Origin of the sequence: Pantoea sp. B65 (genome assembly GCF_047308185.1) — a bacterium.
Lineage (GTDB): Bacteria > Pseudomonadota > Gammaproteobacteria > Enterobacterales > Enterobacteriaceae > Erwinia.
Genome location: NZ_JAHXPU010000039.1, coordinates 1 through 12,949, shown reverse-complemented (window position 1 = coordinate 12,949; position 12,949 = coordinate 1). Strand labels below are relative to the sequence as shown.

Genomic DNA, 12,949 nt, shown 5'->3' with positions numbered 1-12,949 from the left:
GCCTCTTAGCGCTATTCAGACAGGTTGAACACTTTCAGCTTGCTGGCGTTGGTTTCGTCGATCAGCACACAGTCCATCAGTTGCTTCTCTTCTTTCTGCGCTTTACCGTTTTTCAGATAGTAATCGGCCTGTTCAATCGCCATCTGCGCCTGGGCCCAACCCGGTTGCAGCACCGTGGCTTTAATATTGCTTTTCTTCAGAATGGAATCGCGGACGTAATCACTGCCGTCAAAACCGACCACGATGACATTGGTTTTACCCGCTGACTTCAGCGCCGCTTCCGCACCCAGCGCCATAGTGTCATTACCGGAAATCACGCCAACGATGTTCGGATGTTTTTGCAGAATGGTTTCCATGCGGCTAAAAGCTTCGGTCTGGCTCCAGTTCGCACTCTGTTGCGCCACCATTTTCAGGTCCGCAAAGTCGTCCAGCACATCGTGATACCCCTGCGAACGCACGCCGGAGTTGGTATCGGACTCTTTACCCAGCAGTTCCACATACTCACCTTTGCCGTTCAGCAATTTGGCGAACTTGGTCGCGCCGAGCTGGGCTCCCTGATAGTTATTGGAAACGATTTGCGCTACCGCGATACCGGTTTTGTTCACTTCACGGTCGATAAGAAAAGTCGGAATGCCCGCCGCTTTGGCCTTCTCCAGCGGACCGACGGTGGCATCCGCCCCGGCGTTATCCAGCACAATGGCTTTGGCTTTGCGCGCGATGGCGGTTTCGATTAACTGGTTTTGTTTGTTAACGTCATCATCATGCGACGCCACCAGCGTGGTGTAGCCGAGCTCCAGCGCTTTAGCTTTTGCGCCCTCCGCTTCAGCTTTGAAAAACGGGTTATCGTGTGACGGGGTAATAATGGCAATCATCCCTTTATCTGCCGCCAGCAGAGAAGAGGAAACAACCATTGCCGATGCAATCAGTGACACTTTCAGTAGGGTACTTTTCATTATTATCTCCACGTTGAATATATATTCACTCATGACTTATTATTCAATATACTATGTGTCAGCCCCGCAGGTTTGTCGAATGACAAAACCAGGAAAAGCGAAAAGGATCACAGTTTGTTGCTTTATTCAGCAATCCGACAGCCACCTGCGGCTCCGCCAGATGCCGCTATACAGCTGTGGTGATTTGCACGACAATGTTGCAGTCGTCAGGAAGGAGGTACTATGTCAAAGCAGGATGAGCAGCGGCTGATGGTGAAAATCGCCACGCTCTACTACATGGAAAACAAGAAGCAGTCGGATATCGCCCGCTCGCTCAATTTGTCGCAATCCTTTGTGTCGCGCATTTTGAATCGCTGCCTGAAAGAGGGACTGGTGAAAATTAGCGTGGTACAACCCAGCAATATTTTCCCGGCGCTGGAAAAATGCATCGAAGAAAAATATGGCATTCAGCAGGCCATCGTGGTCGACGTGGCGGAAGAAGCCAGCGCGCATCAGGTTAAGCAGGCGATTGGCTCGGCGGCGGCGCACTATATGGAAACCCGTGTTGGCGCTGAAGACCTGGTCGGCCTCTCTTCCTGGAGCAGCACCATCCGCGCGATGGTCGATGAACTGCATCCGCAAAGCGTAAAAGCGCGCGGCGTGATCCAGTTGCTTGGCGGCGTCGGCGCCAACGGCAATGTGCAGGCGACCATTCTGACGCAGACCCTGGCGGCCCATCTGAGCTGTCCGGCATGGCTGTTACCGGCGCAAAGCATTGAGCGGGCAGTAGACGAACGCGCGCGAATGGTGTCCAACGCCGATGTGGCGGAAGTGGTCAGCAAATTCTCCGAAGTGGATGTGGCGGTGGTCGGCATCGGCGACCTGGAACCGTCGCAGCTGTTGCGCAATTCAGGCAACTACTATGATCAGGCCATGCTGAAAACCCTGGCGGAACGCGGCGCGGTAGGCGACCTGTGCCTGCACTACTTCGACGCCGACGGACGCGCGGTATTAAGCAAAGAGGAAGATCCGGTGATTGGTATGGAGCTGGAACAGCTGCGTGACTGTCCGCAGGTGGTGGCGCTGGCCGGCGGCAAAGAGAAAGCCAATGCCATTCGCGGTGCGTTAAATGGCCACTATATTAACGTGATTGTTGTCGATTACCCGACAGCGCGTTTGCTGATATAGCCCGGACGACGGGAGCCATTGACGGCTCCCCTGCAGTATTTCAGTTATCCCGCCCTCACAAGGGTTCAGCTTTAATTTCCCCCTGCTGCTCCTTTTCGTACTCCGCCGCGACGGTAGCTTTCATTGCCTGAATTTTTTCTTCAATCATATCGCGCCCGGCCAGCGGATTCATGGCCTTAGCCAGCGCGTGATACAGATTATTTTCGTCATTTTTACTCAGGGCGAATTTTTTACCGCTTTTATTACTTATCGCGTCATATCTGATCATACCGCGCTTATCCAGCCGCTCTTGCAAAATATAGCTGTGCGTATTTTCAGGTAAGCTATCAACTTCGCCATCGGGGCCGTAAATATGCGCTACATCGCCAAAGATACCTTTTACGCGAAAATAGCACTGCTGTTCGCGGGCAATCAGACGAATCACATCATTGTTGATGGCGGTTTGCAGTAAATAGTTTGGCTGATAGTAATCTCCGTATGAGATCATCAGCTGTTCGCCTTTCTCTATCGGCTGCGTGGTGTAATAAAACGGCAGTTTATCGTTAATATAACCGACCGCCAGATTATTTTTCCCCTGTGAGGGATGTCCGATCAATTCAGCGGTATTAATTAACGCCAGTTTATTGGCATTCTGATAACCGCTGACCGATTCATCGCCCTTATAGGTGGACCACAGATAAGAGAGTACCGACTGCGAGCCCATTTTTTTAAATTCATTGCGCAGTGAAAGTGCATCCTTATGAAAAACGCCGCTATAGATACCGAGAAATTCATATCGCTCAAACGCCTCGCGGGCGATGATCTGCCATCCCAGTTGCGGCGTTTGCTCGTTATAGTGGATCTCCAGCTTCTGGCTTAATAATCCGGGCTGTTTGTCGCCTTTGGCATCGAAAAAAAAGTCCTGCTGGCTACCATCGCTCTCCACCAGTTGCTGTGCCTGACTGGCAAAACGGTGCGCCACTTCTTCACGCTGTTCTTTTGGCAGCCTTCTGACAATCTTCTGAATATCGGAAATAAATACCGGCCCGCTAATGACCTCTTTGGTGATACTGCGCTGTGGATCCAGCGGATCGGTCAGCAACGGCGGGTTTTGTTTCAGCTGCAGGTGCAGTAATCCATGGGTCGGCTCCAGCAATTCAGTTTCCAGTGGCGAGACCGGGCGCGGAGCACTGCCGGCAAATGCCGGATCCAGCGCCTGGCGGAACGACGCCCTTGTCACCCCGGCCTCAGTGATAATATGTTTATCACTAATCAGCCAGCCCATATCATCCTGCGCGCGCCTGAGATCGAGCCGTCGGGCATATAACTGATTTTTATACTGAATAATCAGTTCACTCTCCTCTTCCGCCCCCACTTCAGCCGATTCCCGCAGTATGCCGCTAAACCAGGCAACCCGCGCCTCTTGCAGCCAGGTTTTCAGTTTCCGCTCCGGCACCCAGGCATGCCCGGCAATCTCGCTATTTCTCACCACTGCCGATTTCTTCTGCTGATTACGCAGCTTAATCAGGCGTAATGCATACTGCTGGTTCTTGTGCGCGCTGACAGCAAAACTGTCGCCGGCCGCCGGCAGCTCCTGCTCCAGACGGGAGTGATTATTCAGCCACTGTTGTGAATTGCGGGTTCTGATAAAGCTCATCGAAAGGAACTGCGGCGTCAGCCGGCAGTAGAGCGCAATAGTATTATTTTTAATCAGTTTTTTCGCCAGACTGCCCACTACCACCGCTTCGTCACGCAACTTAATCAGACGCAGGGCATACTCAATATTGCTCTCCCGCGGATTACGCGGGTGAGCGGCGAACCACTGTTTCTCCTCCTCTGATGCCAGTTTATCCAGCTGCGACTGGCCTAAGCGCTCTAACAGCAGCGATTCATCGACCCCGGCGCGCGTGGCGATTATCGCCGTGGTGACCTTCTCATGCGGCGTCTGGTAGAGGCGCAATGCGTAGGCCATGGCATCCTCCTCTTCCCCCTGCGGATACAGGTTCATCCATTGCAGAACCTCCGCCGGCACCCGCTGCAAGCGCGATCGCAGGCTCCTTTCATTCACCTTCGCATGCAAGGCGATGGCGCTCAGGGTAACGCTTTTATCGGACAGCCAGGCGAGACGCAGGGCATAGTCCATATCGGTTTCCGTTTTATATTGCGGATGGCTCTCCAGCCATTGCTGTCCCTGTGGCGTTAACTTTCTTAAACTGCTGCGCAGGATGTTTTCACTCACCCCGGCATGTTGCGCGATGGCCCCGATACTGGCGCCATCCTCCGGTAACCGACATAAGCGCAGGGCATATTCCATATTACTTTCCTGCGGCTGGCGCGGGTAGCTGGCAAACCACTGCACCTCATCGCTCGGGAAGCGGAGTAACCACATGCGGATGCTGACCTCCTTCACCCCGGTATGTCTGGCAATGGCGGTCAGCGAAACGCCTTCATCTTTCATCCGCGCCAGACGTACGGCATAGCTCATATTATTTTCCCCCGGCCGTTGCGGATGGCTGACAAACCAGCGCTGAACCGCCGGCGTAGTTTTGCTTAACCAGGAGCGCAACCGGCGCACGTCCACCCCGGCATGAGCGGCAATGGTATTCACCGTGACATTTAGCGGCGATGAGATACTCAGCCGCAGCGCATAGGCAAGGTTCTTTTTGCCACGTTCAATAACATTATCAAACTGAGTGAAGGTTTCCGACGGCTGACGTGGATGCTGATTAAGCCACGTCTGTGTCGCGGGGTCCGGATCCTTGCTGCCGCGCGTTTTTTTGTCCACTGGCTGATCACTGTCGCTGTCATGCTGTCCACTGAGCCCGGATGGGCCGGCCACGCATTCGTCGCCGTTCGCACGTCGGCCACGTGGCTGGCATAAACGTGTTTCTTCCAGCACAAACTCATCATCCTCATCATAGCGAAACACCCACAGGCTATCCGGCCCGTGCGGATTCGCCACGCGGAGACTGAACAGATCGCCATCAACCGCATCCTGCTGTACGCGGATATACTCCGCCACCCCATGGCGATCGGCGCCGGTATGGATCCAGATATCATCGCCGCTGAGGTAAACATTGCGATATTCCGGCAGCGCGTAATCGGCGGAGAACGGAATAGTCGGTTGCACTTTGACCTGTGGCGGCAGCCCGGCAAACGCCTGATGGGTGAACGGCAGAAACTGCCACTGCGCGCGTTTTTCGTCATAGCGGAAATAAACTTCGCCCCCGGCGGCTGGCTGCGGGGTGCGGTATTCATCGCTCCTTTCGCCAGGGATCACCTCCAGATAGCGCGCCACGCCGTCGGCAGTGCTTTCCCAGCGCAGAAAATGGTCCCGGCCAATGCGATACAACCCCGGGCGCTGATGCAGCGCGATCAGATCAGCCGCTGGATTGAGGATCGACTGTAGCCATGTCCGGTCAATATTGCCTTCGGCACTCTTTAGCAGACTAAACGGAGAGCCTGCGCTATCCCATTTTTGCAGCTTCGGTTGCCACTTCAGCACGGTCTGGCGATAAACCGGCTGGCTCTCCGCCAGCTGGAGGCTAAAAAACGCGCCCTCCATACGCCCCGCGACATAGCCAATCGTGACATGGCTGGCGCCAGCGCCCTGCGATCGCACCTCCAGATACTGTTTACCGCTACTGGCCACCGACCATACCCGGCACTCCTCCGGTCCGACGCCGGACAGCACCTGCTGCTGACCCGGTTCCGACTGGATTACGCTCTCAGGCAGCACGGACAGGGCCCGGGCATGCAGATGTTTATTGCCGGCGTAAAACAGTTGCCATTGCTGGCTGGTCTCGCTGAAATAAATCTTCTCGCCCCCCGCCAGGATGCAGGTGCCATCCTCAGGCGAAAATGTCGCTGGCTGGTAGTGCTCGCCCCATTTAATCAACAGCTCCGGCGGCTGGCCGTGGCTAAAGCGGTGCTCGCCGCTGAGCTTATCGATGCGCCACAGATTGCTCTGCGGATTACGCGTCGCCGGACGGCTAATCACCGACGTGGCGTCTGACTGCACGGCGACCCCGCTGTTCTCCCCGTGCGGGATCAGCTGCCAGCGCTGGCCGTTAATCTCTTTTTGCAGCACCGAGTGCAGGGTGATGCCGGTTGGCGGATGCGAAATCAGCGTACCCGGCAGTTGCGTGCCCGGCTTTAACCCGCTGCTGCTGACCGGCCTGGTCAGCCGGAGAGTAAATACTTTGTTGCCCGGCTTTTCCGGCATCACCACATTCATCGACAGCCGGAGCAGCCGGTCGACTTCTCTTTCTCCCGGTTCCCGATCGAGCAGCGTGCCGCTAAACAGCTCGCCGGTGACGCGGGCAAAATACCCCAGAATCGCTTCTCCTCCCGAGGCGAGAAAATGCAGCGGGTTATAACTTTGCGTACCCTGCTTAAACAGCATCACACTGTTTTCGCTCTGTTCATCGCCCCAGGCAATGATTCGGCCGCCGATACTCTCCGCCGCCACGGTTTTATCTTTAAGCGACATCTCATACTGGATGGTGCGCCCTCTCATCACCTCCTCATGAGCACGCTCCGGACGGTTGACGTCGGGGAGGCCGGGATAGAGAAAAATAATGTCACGCCCCAGCAGAGTGGTCATCAGTTGCTGCCGCTGTTGCGCATCGATCGCCCAGCCCATGCGCTCAAGGAACTCATCAATCTGCTGCCGGAACCGGCTGCTGTTATCGCCGCGATAATGGATACGGTAAGCCGGCAGGCTTTGCCCTGCGCCGGTGGCTGCACTGCCGACAGCGGAAGCCTGGGTGGAAGTGGTGGTCGCGGCGCTCTGATCCCACGGCAGCAACTGATTAATCAGGCGGCTAAATGTCCGATCTACAGCATGTATCGCCTGCATAGCGTAGTGGCTGGCGGTGACCAGGGCAGTATTTGTCGCTGCGGTTGCGGGCGGTGGTAAGGCGGAACCGGCATACAGCGGCCAGTCAGCGCGGGTAAGCAGTCCCGCTGCGGCTTTAATGGCTTCCGCAGCGGGCGTGGACAGCGGGGAAAATAGTGGTTCTGCAGCCAGTATGCCCTGAGCGGGCAGTACCCGCACCCCGGTCAGCAGCGATTGCCATGTTGCGCCTGACTCACGCACCAGCTCTGCCCGCGCCCGCTCTCTTCGCTCAACCCGCTGGCGACGCGTCAGTTTTGTATAACGGAAGTCGCCCTGCGCGATCGTTTTTTCGCTATTAGCGACGGCGATACAGGGAATAGCCGATGACGCGGCAAGCGGCGTTCCGCAGCCGGGATCATTAATATAGTGCAGAAACCGCGTGATATTTCCTGATTCTGGCATCTCTGTTCACCATTATTTATTCAGCCACCGCTGCGAAAATAATTTAATAATGGAATACAACCCCATCACGACCGGTGCTAATTTTCAGCACGGGCGGCATTAATGCCGTCATTACGACCGGTGCTAATTTTCAGCACGGGCGGCATTAATGCCGCCCCTACATATTCAGGGGTTCCAGTTTAACTACCCCTTCCTCTGCGGCATAGTGCGCCGCTACCGCCTCTTTCATCGCTTTAATTTTTTCTTCGATAATATCGCGTCCGGCCAGCGGGTTTATCGCTTTCGCCAGCGCATGATAGAGATTATTTTCATCATCTTTACTGATGGCGATTCTTTTAGCGGTTTTTTTACTGATGGCGTCGTAGCGGACAATGCCACGATTATCCAGTCGCTCTTTTAGCATGCTTTTATCCACACCGGCAGGTAATACATCCACTTCACCAGCCGGGCCATAAATATGCGCGGTCTTTCCTGCCATATCTTTAATGATAAAATAGCGTTTTTCCTCGCCAGCAATAATGCGGATCACATCGTTATTGATGGCGGTCTGGATCAGATAGTCCGGCTGGTAATAGTTGCCATAAGAGATCAGCAGCTTATCGCCTTTTTCAATGTTCCGGGTGGTGTAATAAAATGGGATCTTATCATTAATATAACCCACCGCCAGATTATTCTCTCCTTGTGAGGCGTGCCCGGCCAGCGCGGCAGTGTTAATCAGCGCCAGTTTGTTGGCATTCTGATAACCGCTGACCGCGCCTTCGCCCTTATAGACGCCCCAGAGATAAGTCAGTACCGACTGGGAACCCATTTTTTTATACTCTTCCCGCAGCGAAACCGCATCCCGATGAAAGATGCCGCTATAGGCGCCGACAAATTCATACGCCTTAAAGGCTTCTCTGGCGATAATTTGCCAGCCGAGGTCCGGTGTTTGCTCGTTATAGTGGATTTCCAGTTTCTGGCTTAACAACCCCGGTTGCCGCTCATCTTTTTCATCGATAAAAAAGTCCTGCCGGCCGCCATCGCTCTCCACCAGCAGCTGCGCCTCGCTGGCAAAGCGGTGCGCCACCTCTTCGCGTTGCTCTTTTGGCAGCCCTTTGACGATATTCTGGATATCGGAAATAAATACCGGCCCGCTAATCACTTCACTGGTGATACTGCGCGCCGGCTGCCGCGGGTCGGCCAGCAGCGGCGGATTCTGTTTCAGTTGCAGATGCAGTAAGCCATGGGTCGGTTCCAGCATTTCCGCGTCATAGCTGCGGACAGGTTGCGGCCTGGGGTGGTCAAATTCAGGTTTCAGCGCCAGTCTGAACGAGCTCATGGTGACCCCGGCCTGGGTGGCAATATTTTTATCGGTAATCAGCCAGCCCATATGTTGCTCTGCGCGTCTGAAATCAAGCCGGCGGGCATAGAGCTGATTCTTGTGCAGAATAGTAAATTCACTCTCGTCTTCCGTCACCAGTTCTGCCGATTCGCGCGGCACGCTGCTAAACCAGTCGGTTTTCTCACCCTGTAGCCACTCTTTCAGTTTCCGCTCAGGAACCCAGCTATGCCCGGCAATGTCGCTGTTGCGGATCATTAGCGTTTTCTGCTGCTGGTTGCGCAGTTTAACCAGCCGTAATGCATACTGGCGGTTCTTATCCGCCACGGTAAGAAAACTGTCGCCGTCCGTCAGCAGCTCCGACAGCAGACGCGGGTGATTATTCAGCCACTGCTGAGCATTTCTCATTCTGACGATATTCATCGACAGGAATTGCGGCGTGATCCGGGCATGCAGAGCGATAGTGTTATTTTTGATCAGCTTCTTCGTCAGGGTTCCGGCCATCACCTGTCCGTCGCGCAGCCGGGTCAGACGCAGCGCATAGTCGATATTACTCTCGCGCAGATTGCGCGGATGGCTGTTAAGCCATTGCTTCTCGCGCTGTGACGCCAGCTTATCGACCCGGGACTGGCCTAAACGCTCTAACAGCAGCGACTCATCCACACCGGCGCGGGTGGCGATCATCGTGGTAGTGACTTTGTCATGCGGCGTCTGGTACAGGCGGATGGCATAGGCCATATCCTCTTCCTTCTCAGCACGCGGATAACTGTTCAGCCATTGATGAACTTCCGCCGGCAGACGGTGTAAGCGCGATCGCAGGCTCTTTTCGTTTACCCGCGCATGCATAGCGATGGCGCTGTAGGGAACCCCTTCATGGGGCAACCAACTGAGGCGCAGGGCATAATCCATATCCGTTTCGGTTTGGCGCTGCGGATGGCTGTCCAGCCATTGCTGCCCCTGGGAAGAGAGTGTTTTTAAACTGGTTCGCAGGTTCTTCTCATAAACCCCGGCATGCTCAGCGATCGCCGCTAAACTGGCGCCGCTTTCCGGCAACTGGGACAGGCGCAGGGCGTACTCCATACTGCTTTCCTGTTCACGCCGGGGATTAAGGATAAACCATTGTATTTCATCCGACGGGAAGCGTTTTAACCACATGCGGATAACGTTCTCTTTCACCCCGGTATGTCTGGCAATCGCGGTCAGGGTGATCCCTTGCGCCGACAACCGGCACAGGCGCAGGGCATAATTAATATCACTTTCCGCCGCCTGCTGCGGATAGCTGACAAACCAGCGATGTATCTCCGGCGTGGTTCTGCTTAACCACGCGCGCAGGCGACGCACTTCCACTCCGCTATGGGCGGCGATGGCGTTCACCGAAATATCCAGTGGCGATGCCAGACTGAGACGCAGCGCATAAGCGAGGTTCTTTTTGCCGCGCACGCTAGCGTCGTCTTCTGCTACCAGGGTTTCCTGCAACAGGCGCGGATGCTGCTCAAGCCATGTCAGCTCATATGCCTCGCCCGGCGGCTCGGTGCGTACTTTTTTCACTGGCGGCTGGATGCCGGATGGACCGGCAACGCATTCATCATCGTTACCGCGCCTGCCACGCGGCTGACACAGACGTTGTTCTTCCAGCACAAACTCATCGTCTTCATCATAGCGGAACACCCACAGGCTATCCGGGCCGCGCTCATTCGGCACCCGAAGAGAGAACAGATCGCCGTCAACCGCATCCTGCTGCACATGGATATACTCCGCCACCCCATGCCGATCGGCGCCGGTATGGATCCAGATATCACTGCCGCTGAGATAGGTATTGCGGTATTCCGGCAGCGCGTAGTCGGCGGAGAATGGAAAGGTCGGCTGCACTTTGACCCGTGGCGGCAGCGCGGCAAAGGCGTCATGGGTGAATGACAAAAACTGCCACTGCGCATGATGTTCGTCATAGCGAAAATAGACTTCACCCTCTGCGGCAGGCTGCGGGGTGCGGTATTCATTGTTCTTTTCGCCTGGGAGTACCTCCAGATAGCGCGCCACGCCATCGGCGCTGTTCTCCCAGCGCAAAAAATAGTCCCGGCCAACACGGTACAGTCCCGGACGCTGATGCACCGCGATCAGATCCCGCGCTGGATTAAGGATGCGCTGCAGCCATGTCAGGTCGATATGGCCGTCGGCGTTTTTCAGCAGGTGAAACGGCGAGGTAGCAGTACTGTCCCATTTCTGACTGGTCGGCTGCCATTTCAGCACCGTCTGACGGTATACCGGCTGGCTTTCGCTGGCGCTGATGGTGAAAAATTCACCCTCCAAACGGCCTTCGACATAGCCGATATCGACGTTGCTGGCGACAGCGCCCTGCGCGCGCACCTCCAGATACTGCTTACCGCTGCTGGCCACCGACCACACCCGGCCTTCCTGCGGGCCGATGCCGGCCAGCACCCCCTGCTGCCCCGGTCCGGGCTGAATTAAGTTTTCGCCAATCACCGACAGCGCGCGCGCATGCAGGTGACTGTTGCCGGGATAGAACAGAGTCCATTGCTGGCTGATACTGTGGAAATAAATTTTCTCGCCGTCCGGCAGGATGCAGCAGCCATCCTCAGGGGAGAACTTCACCGGCTGGTAGCGATCGCCGAATTTTATTAACAGCTCCGGCTGCTGGCTGTGGCTGAAGCGGTGCTCCCCCTCCACCCGATTGATACGCCATAAGCGGGATTGCGGATTGCGCGTCGCCGGCACGCTGGCAGCAGGCTCCGATCCTGCCGGTATCGCCATCCCCTGGTTTTCCCCCTGCGGAATAAGCAGCCAGCGTTGGCCGTTAATCTCTTTTTGCAGCAGCGAGTGTACGGTGATACCGGTTGGCGGATGGCTGATCAGCGTGCCTGGCAACTGCGCCAGCGGCTTGCCGCTGCCTGGTCTGAGCGGTCTGAAGTTAAATGCCTTGCTGCCCAGTTGCTCCGGGATCACAATATTCATCGATAGCCGCAGTAACCTGTCGACTTCTCTTTCTCCCGGTTCCCGATCCAGCAGCGTTCCGCTGAATAATTCACCGGTGATGCGGGCAAAATAACCCAGCACCGCTTCGCCTCCTGAGGCGAGAAAATAGAACGGGTTATAATTTCTCGTCCCCTCGATAAACAGCATAACGCTGTTTTCGTTCTGCTTATCTCCCCAGGCGATAATCCGCGCGCCGAGGCTGTCAGCCGCCACGGTTTTATCTTTTAACGCCATCTCATACTGGATGCTGCGCATCCGCATATGCTCTTCATGCACCCGCGGCGGGCGATTGCCGTCCGGTGATGACGGGTAGATAAAAATGATATCCGTAGCCGACAGATGATTTATCAGCTGTTGCTGCTGATTGCCATCCAGCGTCCAGCCCATCTGATCGATAAACTCATCAATCTGCTGGCGAAACAGGGTGTGGTTATCACCCTGTTTATGAATCCGGTAACAGGAGTGTTTCGGCCGTAAACCGCCCGCTTCGGCCACCGCCGTTGGCGCAGTGGTGCTCTGGCCGCCGACCCCTCGCCAGGGAAGCAACTGAGTAAACAGGCCGCCCAGCGCCCGGTCCACCGCCTGCAGCGCCTGCATGCCATAGTGGCTGGCGGCGGTCAGCGCGCTATTGAGCGGCATTAGCGCATCAGGACTGCGCTCTGTGGCGGCCTGCGGCGGCGCAGAGCCGGCACAAACCCGCCAGCCGGAGCGGGTAACCAGCTCCGCTGCGGCCTTAATCGCCGCCGCGCCGGGAGTGGAGATCGGAGGAAATAAAGGTTCTGCCGGCAGGCCGCCCTGAGCGGGCAGTAGCCGCACTCCGGTCAGCAACGTCTGCCAGAGTGCGGCAGACTCATGCCGCTGTTCTGCCCGCGCCTGCTCTCTCAGCTCAACGCGCTGACGTCGTGTCAGTTTGCGATAGCGGAAGTCGCCCTGCGCGATTGATTTCTCGCTATTACCGATCGCGATACAGGGAAACATAGGTTGCGCTGCCGGTGGTGCGCCGACGCCCAGACGATTGATACTCTGCAGAAACTGCGTGATATTTCCTGATTCTGTCATGCGCATCCACCATTATTTATTCAGCCGCAATAAAGAAGGTCATTTAATAAAAAGATAACGCGTTTATGCTGTGGGGATATTTTCTGCCGGGGGTTCCGGTTTAACTACCCCCTCTTCTGCGGCATACTCCGCCGCCACCGCATCTTTCATCGCTTTAATTTTTTCTTCGATAATATCGCG

The 12,949-nt window shown here is 55.8% G+C and carries 4 protein-coding genes; 1 reads left to right on the top strand and 3 read right to left on the bottom strand.

Annotated features, from left to right (window positions below):
- Positions 1-11 precede the first annotated feature (11 nt).
- Positions 12-953 (bottom strand): D-ribose ABC transporter substrate-binding protein, encoded by a 942-nt coding sequence (locus tag JWF83_RS18455; RefSeq protein ID WP_413651868.1) that lies wholly within the window; start codon positions 951-953, stop codon positions 12-14.
- Between the two features lie 222 nt (positions 954-1,175).
- Between JWF83_RS18455 and JWF83_RS18450 the strand changes: the two genes are divergently transcribed.
- Positions 1,176-2,120: a sugar-binding transcriptional regulator gene (locus JWF83_RS18450; protein WP_413651867.1), complete on the top strand. Its 945-nt coding sequence runs from the start codon at positions 1,176-1,178 to the stop codon at positions 2,118-2,120.
- A gap of 55 nt (positions 2,121-2,175) precedes the next feature.
- Here the strand turns inward: JWF83_RS18450 and JWF83_RS18445 are convergent, their stop codons facing one another.
- Both JWF83_RS18445 and JWF83_RS18440 read right to left on the bottom strand, forming a co-directional pair.
- Entirely contained in the window at positions 2,176-7,401 is a 5,226-nt protein-coding gene (locus JWF83_RS18445) for a hypothetical protein (protein ID WP_413651866.1), read from the bottom strand.
- A 157-nt stretch (positions 7,402-7,558) separates the two neighbouring features.
- Entirely contained in the window at positions 7,559-12,769 is a 5,211-nt protein-coding gene (locus JWF83_RS18440; RefSeq protein ID WP_413651865.1) for a hypothetical protein, read from the bottom strand.
- Positions 12,770-12,949: the final 180 nt, after the last annotated feature.

What these genes read in the sequence shown, in the direction of transcription:
- JWF83_RS18455 (WP_413651868.1), bottom strand. Translation starts at nt 953, where the DNA reads ATGAAAAGTACCCTACTGAAAGTGTCACTGATTGCATCGGCAATGGTT.
- JWF83_RS18450 (WP_413651867.1), top strand. Translation starts at nt 1,176, where the DNA reads ATGTCAAAGCAGGATGAGCAGCGGCTGATGGTGAAAATCGCCACGCTC.
- JWF83_RS18445 (WP_413651866.1), bottom strand. Translation starts at nt 7,401, where the DNA reads ATGCCAGAATCAGGAAATATCACGCGGTTTCTGCACTATATTAATGAT.
- JWF83_RS18440 (WP_413651865.1), bottom strand. Translation starts at nt 12,769, where the DNA reads ATGACAGAATCAGGAAATATCACGCAGTTTCTGCAGAGTATCAATCGT.